This window comes from Glycomyces sambucus (assembly GCF_900102815.1).
GTDB lineage: Bacteria > Actinomycetota > Actinomycetes > Mycobacteriales > Micromonosporaceae > Glycomyces > Glycomyces sambucus.
In genome coordinates this window covers 1-19240 of the sequence record NZ_FNGF01000012.1, presented here as the reverse complement: position 1 = coordinate 19240, position 19240 = coordinate 1, and the positions used below count along the sequence as shown (strand labels likewise).

13 protein-coding genes and 3 rRNA genes are annotated in these 19240 nt (G+C 68.1%); 6 read left to right on the top strand and 10 right to left on the bottom strand.

Annotated elements, in window-relative coordinates:
* Positions 1-29: 29 nt before the first annotated feature.
* Positions 30-926: a TetR/AcrR family transcriptional regulator gene (locus BLS99_RS25200; protein WP_091054500.1), complete on the bottom strand. Its 897-nt coding sequence runs from the start codon at positions 924-926 to the stop codon at positions 30-32.
* 141 nt (positions 927-1067) lie between these two features.
* Between BLS99_RS25200 and BLS99_RS25195 the strand changes: the two genes are divergently transcribed.
* The gene (locus BLS99_RS25195; protein WP_091054499.1) at positions 1068-1328 is read left to right on the top strand and encodes a hypothetical protein; all 261 of its coding nucleotides are present in this window, start codon (positions 1068-1070) and stop codon (positions 1326-1328) included.
* A gap of 48 nt (positions 1329-1376) precedes the next feature.
* Here BLS99_RS25195 and BLS99_RS25190 read toward each other — a convergent pair whose 3' ends face one another.
* From BLS99_RS25190 to BLS99_RS25185, 3 genes are read right to left on the bottom strand one after another with little or no spacing between them, the layout of a single operon-like run.
* A complete protein-coding gene (locus tag BLS99_RS25190; RefSeq protein WP_091054498.1) occupies positions 1377-2084 on the bottom strand; it encodes a carbon-nitrogen hydrolase family protein in 708 nt (235 codons plus the stop codon).
* An 8-nt stretch (positions 2085-2092) separates the two neighbouring features.
* On the bottom strand, positions 2093-2245 hold the full coding sequence (locus BLS99_RS26460; RefSeq protein WP_176953537.1) for a hypothetical protein: 153 nt from the start codon (positions 2243-2245) through the stop codon (positions 2093-2095).
* The gene (locus BLS99_RS25185; protein WP_176953536.1) at positions 2242-3120 is read right to left on the bottom strand and encodes a DUF998 domain-containing protein; all 879 of its coding nucleotides are present in this window, start codon (positions 3118-3120) and stop codon (positions 2242-2244) included. The genes BLS99_RS26460 and BLS99_RS25185 overlap by 4 nt, the downstream gene beginning before the upstream one ends.
* A gap of 143 nt (positions 3121-3263) precedes the next feature.
* On the opposite strand from BLS99_RS25185, the gene BLS99_RS25180 reads away from it, so the two are divergent.
* From BLS99_RS25180 to BLS99_RS25165, 4 genes are all read left to right on the top strand, one after another.
* Positions 3264-4556 carry a sensor histidine kinase gene (locus BLS99_RS25180; RefSeq protein ID WP_091054496.1) on the top strand — a complete coding sequence of 431 codons (1293 nt, stop codon included), beginning with the start codon at positions 3264-3266 and terminating at the stop codon, positions 4554-4556.
* The gene (locus tag BLS99_RS25175) at positions 4553-5227 is read left to right on the top strand and encodes a response regulator (protein WP_091054495.1); all 675 of its coding nucleotides are present in this window, start codon (positions 4553-4555) and stop codon (positions 5225-5227) included. Before BLS99_RS25180 ends, BLS99_RS25175 begins: the two co-directional genes overlap by 4 nt.
* A gap of 270 nt (positions 5228-5497) precedes the next feature.
* Entirely contained in the window at positions 5498-6322 is an 825-nt protein-coding gene (locus BLS99_RS25170; RefSeq protein ID WP_091054494.1) for an NmrA family NAD(P)-binding protein, read from the top strand.
* A gap of 285 nt (positions 6323-6607) precedes the next feature.
* Positions 6608-7762, top strand: a complete 1155-nt coding sequence (locus BLS99_RS25165) for a S1 family peptidase (RefSeq protein WP_091054493.1) — start codon at positions 6608-6610, stop codon at positions 7760-7762.
* Between the two features lie 180 nt (positions 7763-7942).
* On the opposite strand, the gene BLS99_RS25160 is transcribed toward BLS99_RS25165, so the two are convergent.
* From BLS99_RS25160 to BLS99_RS25150, 3 genes are all read right to left on the bottom strand, one after another.
* A complete protein-coding gene (locus tag BLS99_RS25160) occupies positions 7943-9085 on the bottom strand; it encodes a DNA glycosylase AlkZ-like family protein (RefSeq protein ID WP_176953535.1) in 1143 nt (380 codons plus the stop codon).
* A gap of 304 nt (positions 9086-9389) precedes the next feature.
* Positions 9390-10940 carry a gamma-glutamyltransferase family protein gene (locus BLS99_RS25155; RefSeq protein WP_143034954.1) on the bottom strand — a complete coding sequence of 517 codons (1551 nt, stop codon included), beginning with the start codon at positions 10938-10940 and terminating at the stop codon, positions 9390-9392.
* A gap of 98 nt (positions 10941-11038) precedes the next feature.
* Complete coding sequence (locus tag BLS99_RS25150) at positions 11039-12181, bottom strand: tetratricopeptide repeat protein (protein WP_091054491.1); 1143 nt, start codon at positions 12179-12181, stop codon at positions 11039-11041.
* Between the two features lie 227 nt (positions 12182-12408).
* On the opposite strand from BLS99_RS25150, the gene BLS99_RS25145 reads away from it, so the two are divergent.
* The gene (locus tag BLS99_RS25145) at positions 12409-13545 is read left to right on the top strand and encodes a hypothetical protein (protein WP_143034953.1); all 1137 of its coding nucleotides are present in this window, start codon (positions 12409-12411) and stop codon (positions 13543-13545) included.
* 164 nt (positions 13546-13709) lie between these two features.
* Here BLS99_RS25145 and rrf read toward each other — a convergent pair.
* The 3 genes from rrf to BLS99_RS25130 form a co-directional block, all read right to left on the bottom strand.
* A 5S ribosomal RNA gene (gene rrf, locus BLS99_RS25140) occupies positions 13710-13826 on the bottom strand.
* A 171-nt stretch (positions 13827-13997) separates the two neighbouring features.
* Positions 13998-17118 (bottom strand): 23S ribosomal RNA (locus BLS99_RS25135).
* Positions 17119-17489: 371 nt separating this feature from the next.
* Positions 17490-19021 (bottom strand): 16S ribosomal RNA (locus BLS99_RS25130).
* The 16S, 23S and 5S rRNA genes sit together here, the layout of an rRNA operon.
* Positions 19022-19240: the final 219 nt, after the last annotated feature.

Genomic DNA, 19240 nt, shown 5'->3' with positions numbered 1-19240 from the left:
CCTTGGCCCCGGCGAGGAAGGCTTCCCACTCACCGCGGGTGTAGACGATCATCGAGCCTTCGAAGTGGTGGGTGCTGCCAGACGTGCTCGCGGATCCGGGGCGTGGTGTCGCCCTCACCGCTGGCGAAATCGAGGCGGGCGCCACCGGATTCGATTGTCGGATCAATGACACGGACTGGTTGCATCGCGACATTGGCACACTCGAACCGACCGTGGATGACCAGCGCGCATGAGCATTCACCGCAGTGCTCGACCTCGTCAACGCTCCCCGCAGGTAACTCCCTCGGTCCCGTGTACTCGGCTTCGTAGAGGCCGACGATGGCGTCGACCAGGCCGAGGCCGGCCTCGTGCCAGGTGTCCCTGGCGGTCGACGCGCCGGCGGCGAGGCGGGCCTCGCGGACGGCGGGGACCACCACGGCGAGCTGGGCGACCATCTCCTTGCGCTCGCTGAGGACCTCGGCGGGCAGGTCGGGCAGGCACCGGTCGAGGCCGGCGGTGACCTGCCGGAGCGAGGGCGCGCCCATCGCCTGGTCGGCGATGACTTCGCGCGTCGAGGGCTCGGCGAGGACCTGGGCGGCGAAGCGCGCGAACCAGGTCCGCTCGCCGAGGGTCCCGAGGTGGTCGATGGTGGGCATGACGAAGCACTCGACCCACTCGCGCAGCCCGGGTTCGTCCGGCAGGGCCGCGATCCGCTCGATCCGGGCCGCCTCGATGCGGGCGAGGTGCCGCTCGACGATCGCCCGGACCAGATCGCCCTTGGTCCCGAAGTGGTAGCCGACGGCGGTGTTGTTGCCCTGCCCGGCGGCCTCGGAGATCTGCCGGTTGGAGACGGCGGCGACACCGTGCTCGGCGAAGAGCCGCTCGGCGGTGGTGATGATGGCATCGCGGGTCGCGGCGACCCGCGTGGCCCTGGTGCTGGTGCTCATGTCCGCCACCGTACGGGGAAGTCGGGGGCGGTGTCCTCACGCATCGGACGCCGGGCCCGAACTCGTCCGCGCCGCAGCCTGATCCAGGGCGGCCGGGGCTCTACGGTGGACGGCGACAGTGCAGTCGTCGAGAGGAGAGCCATGTCGAGCCCGGCCGAGATCAAGGCCCAGATCCAAGGCGCGATCGAGCAGGTGCAGGAGGCCATGGGCGCCGTCGGCGGCGCTCACGACCAGGCCGACGGCGCCATCGGGGCCGGCACCGCCGCCACCCAGGACACCGCCAGCGCCCTGCCCGGCGAGGCGCTGTCGCAGTGGCGCCAGGCGAAGGACCGGCTCGACGAGGCCGTCACGCTCTTCCAGAGCGGTTCGGACTCACTGGAGCAGTACGCGAACACCATCTGACGCGAGGAGCGCGGGCCCGGCGGAGGTCGGGCCCGTCCCGCTCGCGGCTCAGCGCAGCTCGGCCCGCACGATCCGGCCCGGTTCGTCGTCGGCCTGCGCGACGAGGGACCCGTCCGGGGCCCAGACCGCCGAGCCGCCCGAGGCGACCGGGTAGTCGCTGCCCGGACCGGCGAAGCAGCTCAGTGCGACCCACACGCCGTACTCGGCCGCGAGTTTCGGCATCCGGGCGTCGCGGACGGCGGCGCCCTCCGGGTCGTGGAGGTTCCCGCCCACGTACGCGTCGATGCCGAGCGCGGCGGTCGCCTCGATGTGGGCGTCGAGCTTGCAGTCGCGGCAGACGGCGAGGCCGAGGCGCCAGCCGTCGACCTCCAGCACGGCCGGACCGGGCCCCGCCGCGAAGCGTTCGGGCTCGTCGCCGCCGGGGAACATCTTGCGGTACACCGGGACCGGGCCGTCGGCGTCGAAGCGGACCGTCGCGATGTGCTCGCGGCCGTCCTCCAGGAGCGGCGCGCCCGCGAGGGCGATGCTCCCGGTGTCGGCGCAGGCCGCGGTGATTTCAGCCAGCGCCGGGTCGGTGAGGTCGACGGTCGGCGCGGCCATCGCGTACGAGGAGAGCGACAGCTCGGGGAAGACCACGACGCGGGCGTCCGCGGCGCGGATCGCCGCCGCGTGGGCGGCGGCGTTCCCGGCCACGTCTCCGGGGCGCAGGTCGGGTTGGGCGAGCGCGATCGACAGGGGCGGGCGAGGTGCGTCCATGGCTGCGACTATAGCCAGCTCCCGAAGGACGGGGCCTCGGTCGATTCGTCCACGGGCGTGAAGAACGCGAACTCCTCGCGGGCCCGCCGCAGTTCACGGCACCCGCCCAGGGCGAGCCGGGCCCGCGCGAGGCGGGCCCGGATTCCCTTGGGGGCCTTCACTGCCGGGCCTCGGCGAGGGTGCGGGTGGCGTCCGCCGCCCGCGCCGTCGATGCTGCGAACTCGGGCGCGCCGACCGGTCCGGTTCCGAGGGCCAGCACATTCACTGGCACCGGTCCGGCAGTCGCCCGCTCGACGGTCCTCAGCGCGGCCGGCGTGGTCACCCGCTCAGCGGCCGCCACCGCGGCCGAACCGATGCTCGGCACCGTGCCCGGCTGCGCCACCAACCCCGCTACCGGCGCCGCCACCGGCACGGCCGCCCGGATCGAGTTCGCGACCAGGAACCACAGCAGCGTCGACAGGACCACCAGCAGCACCCGCTGCGGGATGCCGCGCCAGTCGCCGCCGTCGAGGAACCCGGGGAGGAACGTGTTCACGGTCGTGGTCGCGAACGTCGCCACCGAGAGCGCCGTCGCCCACCACGTCCCGTGCCGCACCCACGCGGGCGCCTCGGCCTGCCGCATCCGGATCGCGCACAGCGCCGCAACCACCGTGAGCAGCACGAACGCCGCCCCGGCGGTGTAGCGGTGGATCTGCGCCCACCAGGTCAGGCCCGACTCGGGCGTGCCGGTGCGGAACACCGCCGCGCACACGAGCATGAGCGCGGTGCCGCCGAGGAGGAAGCGGATGAAGCCGTCGCGGGCAAGGCCCACGCCCCGCCCGGCCAGGACCGCGCACGCCGCCGCCAGCGCCAGGACCGAGGCGGGGAACAGGAGGACGCCCGGCCAGGTCACCGCGTACGCCGAGACCGGGATCGCGACCGGGTCGACCGCGTCGGACTGCGTCAGGTGCATCACCGCGAAGCCGGCCTGCGCGGCGGCGACGCCGGCAATCGCGGTCACTTCGGCTGCGCGGCTTCGGAAGAAGTCGTGGTTCATGCGCCGAACGGTAGGTTCCGGGAAGTCCCCTTCCCTCAAGCCGAGGCGTGGAATCGGGCCTCGTACCCAGGGGTGAGACGGCCCCGCCGGACCCGTACCGGGGAGTGAGGGCGCGCAGGTCCCGGGCGGCATACGGTAGTCCCGTGACCGCCGAGACCGCGCAACGACCGCATCCCGTCCGCCGGGTGATCGGGCATCTGGTCCCCGTGGCGCCGGGCAGCCGACGCTGGGGCCTCATGCTCGTGCTCGCGCTGGTCGGTCCCGGGTCGGTGCCGTTCGCGCTGGTCGTGTTCGGGACGCAGAACCAGCTGCTGCGCACGAACTACGACATCGGCGCCCCGATGCTGATCGCGGTCGCGACCGGGGCGGCCGTGGTCCTGGCGCGGTACCGGCCGGTCGAGGCGTGGCTGCTGGCGATGGGCGTGTTCGCCGCGGTCGCCTGGCTCGGCGACGTCAGCGGCTGGGAGCCCTGGCCGCTGACCGTGCCGACCCTGTTCGCGCTGCTCGTGGCGCTGTTCGCGCTCGGCCGCGACCGCCTGGCCTGGATCGGGGTCCTCGCGTGGAGCGGGTACACGGCGGCCGGGACCTGGGTGGTGTGGGCGGTCAACTCTGACCGGATCGTCTTGTCCTACAACCGGTTCACGAACGACAACCCGGCGGTGGAGAACCTGACGCTCGGGGCGCTGCTCGGCGCGTTCGCGCTCCTGGTGGGCGTGACGGTCCGCATCTGGCAGCAGGGCCGCGCCCGGGTCGCCGAGGAGGAGCGGGTCGCCGAGGAGGAGCGCCAGCGCCGGCGGCTCCTGGAGGAGCGCACCAGGATCGCGCGGGAGCTGCACGACATCGTCGCGCACCACATGTCGGTGATCGCGGTCCAGTCCTCGACCGCGGAGTACCGGCTCGCCGGGCTCGGCGAGGACGTCAAGGAGGAGTTCCGCTCGATCAGCGGCCAGGCCCGCGAATCGCTCGCGGAGATGCGGCGGCTGCTGGGCGTGCTCCGCAGCGAGGACGAGGCGGGCGCCCGCGCCCCGCAGCCGGGGCCCGAGGCCCTGCACGGCCTCGCGGAGTCGGTGAACCGGGCCGGGACCCCCGTGGACCTGGTCATCGGCGATCTGCCCCCGGACCTGCCGGAGACGGTGGCGCTCACCGTGTTCCGCGTGGTCCAGGAGGCTCTGAGCAACGTGGTTCGGCACGCCCCCGGCGCACACGTCGACGCCTCGGTGGCCGCATCGGACGGGACGGTGGTGGTTACGGTGGTGAACGGGCCGCCGCCCGGCCCGGTCCCGCCGGGCCAGGAGGGTTCGGGCCTGGGCCTGGTCGGCATGGGCGAGCGGGTCGCGCTCGACGGCGGCGCCCTGGAGACCGGGCCGACGCCCGAGGGCGGGTTCCGCGTCCGCGCGGTGCTGCCGATCCGTTCGAACGCTGAGGAGTCCGTGTGACGATCAAGGTGCTCATCGCAGACGACCAGGCCATGGTCCGCGCGGGGTTCGCCGCGCTCCTGAACGCCCAGGAGGACATCGACGTCGTCGGCGACGCCCCGGACGGGGTCGCGGCGGTCACCGAGACGACCCGGCTGCGGCCCGACGTGGTGCTCATGGACGTGCGGATGCCGACCATGGACGGCCTGGAGGCGGCCAAGCGCATCCTGTCGGCGCCGGAGGCGCGGCGGCCGCGGGTGCTCATGCTCACGACGTTCGACATCGACGACTACGTGTACGAAGCGCTTCGCATGGGCGCCAGCGGGTTCCTGCTCAAGGACGCGCCGCCCGGCGACCTCATCGCCGCGGTCCGGATCGTCGCCGCCGGGGACGCGCTGCTGGCGCCGTCGGTGACGCGGCGGCTCATCGAGGAGTGCTTCAAGGCCCGGCCGGCGCTGCGGCGCTCGGCGCGGCTCGACGTGCTCACCCCGCGGGAGGAGGAGGTCCTGCGCCTGATCGCGCGGGGCCTGTCGAACCCGGAGATCGCGGCGGCCCTGTTCGTCTCCGAGCAGACGGTGAAGACGCACGTCGGCAAGGTCTTCGCCAAGCTCGAACTCCGCGATCGCGCGCAGGCGGTGGTCTGCGCCTACGAGACGGGCCTGGTCACGGCAGGAGACCCGCGGGAGTCATGAGGAGCGGCCTCCCGCCTCCCGCCTCCCGCCTCCCGCCTCCCGCCTCCCGCCTCCCGCCTCCCGCCTCCCGCCTCCCGCCTCCGACGAGTGTCGGACCCGTCGGGCATCGTTGCAAGCGGGGGCTCCCACGTGCCGAAACACCCGACCTCGGGGGCGGGAACGAACCCTTCCAGAGAAAACTTCGACCCATCTATTGGAATGGAGCATTCCGCTCTGCTATAATTGGAACAAGAGATTCCGTTCCAAGAAATCACGAAGCTGGAGTACCCCATGCGCATCCTCGTCACCGGCGCCACCGGAACCGTCGGCCGCAACATCGTCGAGCAGCTCATCGCCTTCGACCCCGCCGCCGAGGTCCGCGCGCTCACCCGCAACCCCGAGGCCGCCCTCCCCGCGGGCGTCGAGATCGCCGTCGGGGACCTCGCCGAGCCCGACACCCTCACCGAGGCCTTCAAGGACGTCGACGCCGTCCACTTCATCAACTTCGCCGGCGAGCAGTACGGCGCGCTCCCAGACCCGGCCGCGATCGTCGCCCTCGCCGAGCAGTCAGGCGTCCGCCGCGCCACCGTCCTCGGCGGCATCGCCACCGGCCCGCTCGAACAGGCCCTCGCCACCAGCGCGATCGAGGCGACCTACCTCCAGCCGGTCGAGTTCATGTCGAACGCCCTCATGTGGTGGGCCGCGCCCATCAAGGCCGACAGCCGCATCCGCGAGCCCTTCGGCGACCGCCTCAGCGCGATGGTCCACCCGGTCGACATCGGCGCCGTCGCCGCGCGCGTCCTCCTCGACGGCGGCCAGGACGAGCAGACCTTGGTCATCACCGGCCCCGAGGTCCTCACCATGCAGGACAAGGTCCGCCTCATCGGCGAGGCGATCGGACGCGAGGTCGAGTACGTCGAGCTCACGGTCGACGAGGCGCGCGACAAGTGGCGCGGTGAGGGCATGCACGACGGCCTCATCGGCTTCCTCATCGAGGCCCTCGGCAACACGCCCATCGAGGGGCGCACGGTGTCCGACACGGTCGAGCGGCTGGTCGGCCGCGCGCCGCTCGGCTTCGCGCAGTGGGCGCAGGAGAACGCCGACGCGTTCAAGTAGGGCCCGAACGCCAGGGGCGCCGTTCCGATCGGAACGGCGCCCCTTTTGCGTTGAATCTGTGAAATCACAGGTTGGTTAGCATTTCCGAAACCTTGGACGAGTTCGCCCGTTATTCAGTGAATTATTTCTATCTTTAACTTTGCGCGGTTTACCCCTAGTCTCCATATATGGCATGGCTCACCCATCACTGCGGGTGAGACGGCAACCAGCGGTCCACCCCGCCGTGCCATGACGGCCGCCAACCCCGTCGGCCGTCGACGGCCTCACCCGAAAGGCATCCATCACATGAATCGCCAACGCGCGCTTGCGGTCACCGCCGCCGGCGCCATCGCCACCGCGCTCTCGCTCGCCGCGGGCGCGGCGCCCGCCTCCGCCGAGATCCTGGACGCCAAGGCCGCCGACGCCCGCGCCGACCTCCTCGGCAACGTCTCCCCCGGCCTCATCGAGGAGCTCTCGGAGACCTTCGGGCTCACCGAGTCCGAGGCGTACGACCGCCTCGCGGTCGAGGCCGTCGCCTCCGACCTGCTCGAAGAGGTCCCGGACTCCCTCGACGCCTCCTACGCGGGCCTGTGGGTCGCCGAGGGCGCCGACGAGATCCTGGTCGCCACCACCGACCGCGCCGAGTTCACCGAGCTGCGCGCCGAAGGGGCCACCCCGGTCCTCGTCGAGCATGGCCTCGCCGACCTCGAAGCGGCCGGCACGGCCCTCGACGCGCTCGACATCGAAGGCGTCTACGGCCACTACGTCGACCTCGAGAAGAACACGCTCGTGGTCGAGGCCGCCGACGAGGCCCTTGCGGCCCAGGCGATCGAGGCCGCCGGCATCAACCCCGACCTCGCCAGCGCGGCGACGGCCGAGGCCCCCGAGCTGTTCTTCGTGCGCGGCGGCGACGCCTACATCGTCGAGAACTCCTGGCGCTGCTCGGTGGGCTTCTCGGTCCGCCAGGGCTCGACCCCCGGCTTCGTGACCGCGGGCCACTGCGGCTCGGCCGGCGACCGCGTGACCAGCGGCGAGGCCGCCCCGGGCACCTTCCGCAACTCGGTCTTCCCGTCCGCCGACCGCGCGTGGGTCGCCGTGGGCACCAGCGAGGTCCTGTACGACGACGTCAACATGTACTCCGGTGCGCGCGACGTCGCCAACGCCAACCAGGCCGCCGTCGGCTCCTCCATCTGCCGCTCCGGTTCGACCACCGGCTGGCACTGCGGGACCGTCCAGGCGTTCAACCAGACGGTCAACTACGCCGAGGGCAGCGTCTACGGCATGACCCGTACCAACGTGTGCGCCGAGCCCGGCGACTCCGGCGGCTCGTTCATCACCGGCAACAGCGCCCAGGGCATGACCTCGGGCGGCAACGGCAACTGCTCCTCCGGCGGCACGACCTACTTCCAGCCGATCGGCCCGGCCCTCTCCGCGTGGGGCCTGACGCTCGTCACGACGTAGCGCCGCACTTGCACCGCACCTGAGAACGAGGGCCCGGCCGGATCGACACCGGTCGGGCCCTTCCTCTGGGGCACAACGGATTCAATGCAGCAAATCCAAGACTCCGGCCGCCGCCCCAGGCCGGGGCCTTCACGCTTCGAGCACACGAACGGCACCGCCGAAGCGACGCCGTGGGTAGCCTCAGAGATCCCCGGCGACCGTGTCGAACCCGCGGACCTCAGCCTTCCACCGGGCCTCGGCGCCGACCCAGGACGCGACGCGGTCGACGGCCGCGTGCAGGTGCTCGCGGTCGGCCCGCGCGTCGTCCCACTGGGCCGCCTCGACCACGAGCTCGCCGCCGCTGCGGCGCAGTGCGACACGGCCGGGCAGGTCGCTGCCGACGAACACCGGCAGGCAGTAGTACCCGAAGGTGCGCTGCGGCTCGGGCACGTAGATCTCGATCTTCCAGCCGTGGCCCCACAGGCGCTCCATGCGCTCGCGCAGCCACACGAGCTGGTCGAACATCGACACCGCGACCGACCGCTCGGCCCCGGTGAGCCTGGTGCGCTTCACCTGCGGGTCGAGCCAGGCGCGGGCCTTCCAGCCCTCGACGGCGACCTGCTCGACCTCCAGCTCGCGGAGCACCCGCTCGGTGTCAGCGATCTTGAGCCGGAAGTAGTCGGCGACGTCCTTGGTGGTGCCCACGCCGAGGTTCCGCAGGGCCGTGGACACCATGTAGCGCAGGCATTCCTCGTCGTCGGCGTCCCACAGGTGCTCGGCGGGGATGCCGCGCTCGGCGAGCTGGTAGACGCGTTTGAAGCCGATCCGGTGCGTGCAGGCGACGTCGCCGAACCACAGCAGCCGCTCGATCGCCTGCTTGTGGTCGGTGCGGAAGTTCCAGCTGTCGCCCATGTTCCCGATGCCCTGGCCGCGGTGCATCGCCCCGGACGGGAAGTCGGAGACGGTGATCGCGCCGCGCTCATTCATGAGCGCGATGACCTCGGCTTCGGCGACGGCAAGGGAGTCGTCCTGGTACCGCTCGCGCCAACTGCGGCGGCGCCGCGCCAGGTACGGCCATGCCGAGACCGGCAGCAGCGACATCGCGTGCGCCCAGTACTCGAAGGCGACCGGCGCCTTCCGGCGCTCCAGGCTCCGCACGGCTTCGTCCACGTCGAGGTCGCGGGCCAGGAGCGTCAGCTCGTGGGCGCGGCGCACCGCCGAGATGGTGTCGAGCTGGATGCACCCGAGCCGCTCCAGGACGGTCTTGAAACGCGTGGCCTTCGGCCGCAACTGCGCGGCGATGGCGATCCGCCGGGCATCGGCCAGCCGCAACGACTCAGGCACTGCACCAGGTCCTCTCCGAGAGCGATACCAAACGTCCCGACCGTACAACCACCCACCGACAACCCGGCAGTCCCGCCCCGCGAACCCGCGAACCCGCGAACCCGCGAACCCGCGAACCCGCGAACCCGCGAACCCGCGAACCCGCGAACCCGCCGACGATCATGCGTCAGCCCGCGACCAGCGCGAACCCTTCTCCCGTTTATCCCTTGTCACACCCACCGGGCACTATCGAACCGGGGGCGGCTCCGAACGCCCGATTTGCACCGGACCCTCCGAGACTCCCCCGATTCCAAACCCGGGCGTGTCACCCCCGGTTCGGCGCGACCCCGACCGTGCCTGTCTCGGCGCGCGGGTCCGCCACGCCCTCCACGTGCCCGTCCTCGTCGATCTCGATCAGGTGCGCGTGCCCGAAGCCGCTCCCGGCCGCGGCCGGCGCGACCGCGAAGCCGCGCTCGCGCAGCCCCTCGCCCCAGCCCTCCGGGCTCCCGTCCTCCAGCTCGACGTCCGTTTCGTACACCCCGGTCCACGTCCCGAACCCGGTCTCGCCCGGGTGCAGCCGCCACCGCGGCGCGCTCACCGCGGCCCCGACCGACTCGCCCCCGTGCAGCACCCGCGCGATGAGCTGCGCGACGATCTGCGGCTGCGAATCGCCGCCCATCGACCCCGCCACCAGCCGCAGCGACCCGTCCTCGCGCGTCACCAGCGCCGGCACGAGCGTGTGCGGCGGCCGCCTGCCCGGCCCGTACTCGGCCGGGTGCCCCGGCTCGAGGTTGAACCCGGTCCCGCGGTTCTGGAGGCCGATCCCGGTGCGCGGCTCGAACAGCCACGTCCCGAACCCGGCCGCGTTCGACTGGATGTACGAGACGCCCATGCCGTTCCCGTCGAGCACCGCCATGTACGTCGTCCCGCCCGCAGCCTGGTGCACCGGCACCTCGGCCTTCGCGTCCGGGCTGATGCGCGCCGCCCGCTCGCCGGCCGCGGCCAGCAGATCACTGACGTCGGCACCGTCGAACAGCCGCGCCGGCCGGTCGTGCCCGGCCTGCCGCGCGGCCTCGACCAGGTAGTGCGCCCACAGCGGGTCGCCCGCGTCCACCGGCAGGTCCAGCCGGTCCGCGATCGCCAGCGCGAGCAGCAGCAGGTACCCCTGCGAGTTCGGTGCGGCGGACCAAATCCGGTGCCCGAACGCGTCGACCGCGAGCGGCTCCTCCCACGCCGCCTGCACCACCGCCAAGTCGGCCTCGGTGAAGAGCCCCTTGCCGATCTCCACCAGTCCCTGTCCGAAGTCCCCGAGGTAGAACCCGTCGCGCCCGCCGTCGGCGGCGGCGCGCAGCGTCGCGGCGGTCCGCTCGCGCGTCACCGTGCCGCCGGCCTCCAGCCCGACCAGGTCCTCGGCGCCTTCGACGCCGTCGAGGATCGCCCCGGCCTTGGCGAGCATCGCGGTCGCGGGCCAACCCTTGGACGCCAGCTCGATCGCGGGCGCCAGCAGCTCCGCCATCGGCTTGGTCCCGTACCGCTCGTGCAGCGCGAACCAGCCGTCCACCACGCCGGGCACGGTCGCCGACCGCAGGTCGCCCCGGAACGGCATCGCCGTATGCCCCTCGGCGCGCAGCGCTTCGGCGTCGGCGCCCGATCCGGCGCGGCCCGAGGCGTTCAGGTACGCCGGAACGGGCTCGCCCGGGACGTGGACCAGCGCGAACAGGTCGCCGCCGAGCCCGCACAGGTGCGGGGCTACCACGGTGAGCACCGCACCGGCGGCGATCGCGGCGTCGACGGCGTTGCCGCCGTTCGCGAGCACGTCGGCGCCGGCCCGGCTGACATGCGGATCGACGGAACAGACCACACCCTGGTCGACCACGGGGACTCCTTTGCGCAACCGCCGGCGTCGCCGGGCGGGGGACGGGAACGCGCCGAACCGCAGGTCCGGCACGGATCGAAGCCTACCTTGCCGCGCGGCTAGTGACGAACGGGCGCAGCGCCCCGCCCCCGGCCCTGCGAGATCCGGTACGCGCGCCGGACCCACTCCGCGTACCCGAGTGCCAGCAGCGCGAGCACTCCCAAGTGCTGCAACGCGTTCAGCTCCCCCAGCAGCACCAGGCCGATCCCGCCGAGCACGACGAGCGTGCGCGCCACCGCCCCCGCGAACGGCCCACGCCGCCCCTTCGCCACCAGGTCCCGGCGGCACACCGCCGGCAGCACCAGCAGCGACCTCGTCCACCCGCCCGCGTAGAACAGCGCCACCGCCACGAGAAACACCAGGTCCAAGGCCCGCGACGTCGGCAGGATCCAGTCGAGGACGTTGAGCACCACGGCGGTCCGCAGCGCCCACTCGTACCAGCGCCACGGCCACCGCCGCAGCACGATGTCGTAGAGGCTCCGGGCGTCGTCGGCGTCCTCGCCCCCGGCGCGCCCGGCCGTCTCCCACGCGACCCGCACCCCGGCGCTGAACCGGCCCCTCGTCTGGAGGACCTCGGCGAGGTCGAGCCGGGCCAGGACGTTCGCAGGGTCCAGCTCTACCGCCCGCTCGTAATGGCGCTGCGCGCGGCGGTGCCGCAGGTGATGGTCGTAGATCCGGCCCGCGAGGTGCTGCACCCATGCGTCGTCGGGCGACCGCTCCAGCGCCTGCTCGACCAGCTCCCGGGTCGCGGCGAACGCCCCGTCCTCGTACTGGATCCACGCGAGCTGCATGTGGAAGCGGCCGTTGTCCGGGGCCAGCTCGACCGCCTCCCGCAGAGCCGCGGCCGCCTCCTCGGGCCGCTCCAGCTCGAACAGGATGTTCGCCCGCAGCCAGAGCGCGTCGGCGCTCTGCGGATCGGCCTCGACCGCCCGCTCTGCCCACGCGGCGGCCTCGGTCTGGCGCCCGGCCATGTGCAGGCACCACGCGTACAGCATCGCCGGCACCGAACGCGTGCCGAAGCGCTCGGCGCCGCGCTCCAGCACGGCCACCGCGTCTTCGTACCGCTCCTGCTCGATCAGTTCGAACGCGGGTCCTTCGACGGCACCGGTGAGGAACCACGGCCAGGTCTTCGCCACCGCTTTGAAGACCCGCCCCTGCGCCCGCGGCGGCACGGCCCCGGTCGGATCGGCGACATCACGCATTCCCGACTCCAGATCGCTTCGGGGGGCAGGGGTTCAAGGCCATGTGGAAGGGGTACAGAACGCACGACACGGTTCCCAGCATTCGGACTGCGTGCCGGTGCTCACGACGGGTGCTTTTGTCCGCCGACGGACCTAGCATAGAGGTGGACCGCGTCCACCTGTACGTCCAAGTCTCTTGTACGGTGGAGTTTCCGCGGTGGGGACGAGAGGAAGAATCGGAACTGGTCATGGAAGAGCCGACACAACCAGCTGACTCAGCCGGCCCGATCTCCTCGACGGTGCACCGGTGGCGGCGCCTCGCGGTGCGCCACGACCTCGAGTGGAGCGAGCTCCTGCTCATCGCGCTCAACCTCTACGGTCTGCGCGGCAACAACACCGAGGGCATGCGCCTGCGCCTGAACTCCGAGGACGAGGAGTTCATGCTCGTCCTCCCGGCCGATCGCGCCACCTCCCCCTTCAGCCTCCGGGCCCACGTCGACCCGTCCTCGCCGCAGCACGGCCTGAGCGAGCTCTGCGTCGACGGCACCCCGGTCGCCGAGATCATCGAAGCCGAACCGGGAGAAGAGGTCCGCGGGTACCTCCGCGCCGACGGCACCGCCGCCACCCTCCTCCTCCAGTCCGAGATCGAGCCTTCGGAACTCGTCGCGTGCTACCGCGACCTCCTGGAGGCCCTGGCCTCCGACCTGGCCGACGACGGCGAGCAGCACCTCTTCGACGAGGTCACCCTCTCCGCGAGCGGCGCCCTCGACGAGCGCCTGATCGTCCAGCACCTCCTGGCGGTCCGCGAGGCCATGACCGCCGAAGGACTCCCCGAGTCCACCACGCTCGGCGTCCTGACCCCGGCCCTGCGCAGCAAGGACGCGTTCGACGAGCTCGCCGAGAAGGTCGGCCCGGTCCTGCTGTTCCTCACGACCGAGACGTACAAGGACGACAGCACCGCACTCGCGGCCGAGCCGATCGTCCCCCAAGACGCCGCGGCCGCCGACCCGGTCTCCCCGGTCGCCAACCACCAGTCCGAGCGCCTGTCCGAGATCCTCTCGGCCGCAAGGGAAGCCGGCCACCGCACCTCGTTCACCTACACGGTGGGCAGCGAGCCCCTGGACGAGATGCGCGCCTGGCTCCTCCCCCTCGCCGAGCAGACCACGATGTGGCCGTCGCTGACGATCCTCCCTGCGGAGACCCCCGTCGACGACTCCCAGCACATCGCCGCCCCCGACGAGCGCCTCGACTTCTTCCTCGAGGCGCGCCGCCTCCTGGAGCAGATCTTCGCGCCCACGCAGCTGCGCCCGCAACCGTGGCGCTGCTACCGCGGACTCTGGTACCGCCAGCACGCCGGCGAACACCTCGAAGGCCCGTACGTCTAAGCGCCGCAAACGGAAAAGGCCCCCACCATCCGGTGGGGGCCTTCTTCATCGCCGTGCCGCAGGGCGCCTGTCGCAGGAGGCGCCATTGCGGCGTCGACTCGAACTGATTCCAGATATGCGGAAGGCCCGGCACTTGTGTGCCGGGCCTTCCTTTTGTGTTTCATGTTTGGCGGTGTCCTGCTCTCCCACACCCTCTCGAGTGCAGTACCATCGGCGCTGGAAGCCGTAACGACCGGGTTCGGAATGGGACCGGGTGTGTCACTTCCGCTCTCACCACCAAACAAACCTGTGGACACCCGCTCGGGTGTCGGTTCGTCTGGCGAGCCCCTGGGGGGCGTCAAGCCAGAGCTGTCGGACCCCTGCCGGGGTCCTTCGAGTCTGAGGTGTGTTGTCTCAGAATCGCATAGTGTGCGTGAATGTGGTTTCTACCTGACCGTTGCCGGCCGTAGTGTTGTGTTAAGTTCTCGGCGGTTAGTACCCGTCCACTCCAAGCATTGCTGCTCTTCCATGTCGAGCCTATCAACCCCATCATCTTTAGGGCGCCTCACCAGCATTGCTGCTGACGGAGATCTCATCTTAGAGCACGCTTCCCGCTTAGATGCTTTCAGCGGTTATCGCTCCCGAACGTAGCCAACCAGCCATGCACCTGGCGGTACAACTGGCACACCAGCGGTTCGTCCATCCCGGTCCTCTCGTACTAGGGACAGCCCTCCATCAAATCTCCTGCGCGCGCGGCGGATAGGGACCGAACTGTCTCACGACGTTCTAAACCCAGCTCGCGTGCCGCTTTAATGGGCGAACAGCCCAACCCTTGGGACCAACTCCAGCCCCAGGATGCGACGAGCCGACATCGAGGTGCCAAACCATCCCGTCGATATGGACTCTTGGGGAAGATCAGCCTGTTATCCCCGGGGTACCTTTTATCCGTTGAGCGACACCACATCCGTACGTTGGTGCCGGATCACTAGCCCCAGCTTTCGCTCCTGCTCGACCCGTCGGTCTCACAGTCAAGCACCCTTCTACGCTTACACTCACCGACCGGTTTCCAACCGGCCCGAGGGTACCATTGGGCGCCTCCGTTACCATTTAGGAGGCAACCGCCCCAGTTAAACTACCCACCAGGCACTGTCCCCCGACCCGATCAGGGCCGCGGGTGAGACACATCATTTAGTCAGAGCGGTATTTCACCAACACCTCCACCACGACTAGCGTCGCAGCTTCCCAGGCTCCCGCCTATCCTACACAAACCAGACAATATGCCAATACCAAGCTATAGTAAAGGTCCCGGGGTCTTTCCGTCCTGCCGCGCGAAACGAGCATCTTTACTCGTACTGCAATTTCGCCGAGCATGTGGTTGAGACAGCGGGGAAGTCGTTACGCCATTCGTGCAGGTCGGAACTTACCCGACAAGGAATTTCGCTACCTTAGGATGGTTATAGTTACCACCGCCGTTTACTGGCGCTTCAATTCACCACTGCAGGCCGAAGCCTTGATGGATCCTCTTAACGTTCCAGCACCGGGCAGGCGTCAGTCCATATACCTCACCTCACGGCTTCGCATGGACCTGTGTTTTTAGTAAACAGTCGCTTCCCCCTGGCCTCTGCAACCCCCTCCAGCTCCTGTGCGCACGCACCACCAGAAAGGGCCCTCCTTCTCCCGAAGTTACGGAGGCAATTTGCCGAGTTCCTTAACCACACATCACTCGAACGCCTCAGTATACTCTACCTGACCACCAGTGTCGGTTTAGGGTACTGGCCGACTACCACTCGCTAGAGGCTTTTCTCGACAGCACGGGATCACCGAATTCACTCAAAAGAGCTATGCTTCAGCGCTCACCCTCCAGGTCGAACCTGAGGGACTCCGGATTTGCCTAGAGTCCCGGGCTACCACCTTACCCCGCCTAATCCACCAGACGGTACGGCTACCCCACTGCGTCACCCCATCACTACGCTACACACGGAAAGGACCCCAACCACTCACTGATGCGATGCGATCCGAAGACCGCTCCGCACCGGCTTGCAGCCGGTTAGCACAACCGCTATCACTCATACGCGGCACTCGGGTACCGGAATATCAACCGGTTATCCATCGACTACGCCTCTCGGCCTCGCCTTAGGCCCAGACTAACCCAGGGCGGAACAACCGTCCCCTGGAACCCTTAGTCAATCGGCGCACAGGATTCTCACCTGTGTTTCGCTACTCATGCCTGCATTCTCACTCGTACAAAGTCCACCCCATGGATCACTCCGGAGCTTCACCCCATGTACGACGCTCCCCTACCCAACCCCGACAGTCGAAACTATCGGGCATTGCTACGGCTTCGGCGGTGCACTTCAGCCCCGCTACATTATCGGCGCAAAACCACTCGACCAGTGAGCTATTACGCACTCTTTCAAGGATGGCTGCTTCTAAGCCAACCTCCTGGCTGTCAACGCGACCCCACATCCTTTTCCACTCAGTGCACCCTTAGGGGCCTTAGCCGGTAATCTGGGCTGTTTCCCTCTCGACGACGGATCTTCTCACCCGCCGACTCACTGCCGCACTCAACACCATGGCATTCGAAGTTTAGCTGAGTTCAGTAACCGACACGGCCCATCACCCAACCAGCGCCCTACCACCACGGAGCAACATGCGACGCTGCACCTAAATGCATTTCGGGGAGAACCAGCTATCACGGAGTTTGATTGGCCTTTCACCCCTACCCACACCTCATCCCCCCAGTTTGCAACCTAGGTGGGTTCGGGCCTCCACGACCTCTTACAGCCGCTTCACCCTGGACATGGGTAGATCACCCCGCTTCGGGTCTACAACACACCACTGCACGCCCTATTCAGACTCGCTTTCGCTCCGGCTCCACCACACGGCTTAACCTCGCGGCATACCATAACTCGCAGGCTCATTCTTCAAAAGGCACGCCATCACCCGCCTACATGGATACAAGACCCATGCCGGGCTCTGACGGTTTACAGGCACATGGTTTCAGGCACTCTTTCACTCCCCTCCCGGGGTACTTTTCACCATTCCCTCACGGTACTCTCCACTATCGGTCACCGGACCTCTTTAGGCTTAGCAGACGGTCCTGCCAGATTCACACGAGCCTCCACGAAACCCGCGCTACTCGGGTGCACCATCCGTACACCGACACTGCCCTTCACCTACGGGACTCTCACCCTCTCCGGTCGGCTTTCCCACACCGTTCGACTAGACAATGCCGCGCGCACCTAGTTTCGGCAGAAACTAACGATGATGTCCCACAACCCCTGACCCGCAACGCCTGCCGGCTATCACACGAACCAGGTTTAGCCTCCTCCGCTTTCGCTCGCCGCTACTGACGGAATCACTCTTGTTTTCTCCACAGCAGGTACTGAGATGTTTCACTTCCCCGCCACACCACCACCCGCCCTATACATTCAGGCAGGCGCGACCGGCCATCAAGCCGGCCAGGTTACCCCATTCGGAAACCCTGGGATCACAGTCCAGTTGGCAACTCCCCCAGGCATATCGCAGCCTCACACGTCCTTCATCGGTCATCCGGCACCAAGGCATCCACCATGCGCCCTACACAACTTAACCAACACACAGCCAAGTCAGATAGAAACAAAGACACTCACGCACACTATACAAATCTCAAACAACACACCAGCCCCGCCAAGCCCACCACTACCAGCAGCGATTTCGACAGGACCAGGCTCCGAGACGTATTGCCTCAGAACCCCAACAGGGTGCGAGACCCACAATCACCGCCCACATCCCGAAGGACATGAACAGAGACCATGGGTCTCAAGGATGGAAGCGGGAATCCAACCCGCTTGAACAACGTGTAGTCGACACACCATTAAAACATTTAGTCCATACACACCCGAGCAGTAACCTCCACCAGCGAAATGCCGGCAGCGGACTCGGATGGTTGACGCCCCCACGCATGGGGGGTCGGGACTCCTTAGAAAGGAGGTGATCCAGCCGCACCTTCCGGTACGGCTACCTTGTTACGACTTCGTCCTAATCGCCAGCCCCACCTTCGACCACTCCCTCCGGTAAACCGGTTAGGCCGCAGGCTTCGGGTGTTGCCAACTTTCATGACGTGACGGGCGGTGTGTACAAGGCCCGGGAACGCATTCACCGCAGCGTTGCTGATCTGCGATTACTAGCGACTCCACCTTCATCGAGTCGAGTTGCAGACTCGAATCCGAACCAAGACCGGCTTTACAGAGATTCGCTCCACCTCACGGTATCGCAACCCGCTGTACCGGCCAATGTAGCATGCGTGAAGCCCTGGACATAAGGGGCATGATGACTTGACCTCATCCCCACCTTCCTCCGAGTTAACCCCGGCAGTCTCCCGCGAGTCCCCAACTGAATGCTGGCAACACGGGATAAGGGTTGCGCTCGTTGCGGGACTTAACCCAACATCTCACGACACGAGCTGACGACAGCCATGCACCACCTGTCACCCAGTCCGAAGAGGCCCCTATCTCTAGGGGTTTCCGGGTGATGTCAAACCCAGGTAAGGTTCTTCGCGTTGCATCGAATTAATCCGCATGCTCCGCCGCTTGTGCGGGCCCCCGTCAATTCCTTTGAGTTTTAGCCTTGCGGCCGTACTCCCCAGGCGGGGCGCTTAATGCGTTAGCTACGGCACAGAACCAACCAATGTGGCCCCACACCTAGCGCCCACCGTTTACAGCATGGACTACCAGGGTATCTAATCCTGTTCGCTCCCCACGCTTTCGCTCCTCAGCGTCAGTACAAGCCCAGAAACCCGCCTTCGCCACCGGTGTTCCTCCACATATCTGCGCATTTCACCGCTACACGTAGAATTCCAGTTTCCCCTACTTGCCTCAAGCCCGCCCGTATCCACCGCAAAACCCCGGTTAAGCCGAGGCCTTTCACGGCAGACGCAGCGGGCCGCCTACGAGCCCTTTACGCCCAATAAATCCGGACAACGCTCGCGCCCTACGTCTTACCGCGGCTGCTGGCACGTAGTTAGCCGGCGCTTATTCAACCACTACCGTCAACGGTGCGAATACACCGCCTTCGTGGTGGATAAAAGAGGTTTACAACCCGAAAGCCGTCATCCCTCACGCGGCGTCGCTGCATCAGGCTTGCGCCCATTGTGCAAAATTCCCCACTGCTGCCTCCCGTAGGAGTCTGGGCCGTATCTCAGTCCCAATGTGACCGACCGCCCTCTCAGGCCGGCTACCCGTCAACGCCTTGGTAGGCCATCACCCCACCAACCAGCTGATAGGCCGCGGGCCCCTCCCCAACCGCAAAAACTTTCCACCACCAACCATGCGGAAGGTGGTCGTATCCGGTATTAGCCGCCGTTTCCAACGGTTATCCCAGAGATGGGGGCAGGTTACCCACGTGTTACTCACCCGTTCGCCACTCGAGTACCCGCAAGCGGGCCTTTCCGTTCGACTTGCATGTGTGAAGCACGCCGCCAGCGTTCGTCCTGAGCCAGGATCAAACTCTCCAACAAAAACTTGTCGCGCACCGCGCTCTTGCGAACCCGGTGACTCACAGTATGTGTCGAAGCATGCCCTGACCGATTTTCACGAGACACTCAAGCAAAGTGCCCCAAGGAAAAGACAGTCAAAAACAGTACCAGCCAGAACCACTCAGGAACCTAGCCCCAAGCATCCCAGCCAGCCCACACGCTGACCATCCAAACACCCTGTTGAGTTCTCAAACAACACGC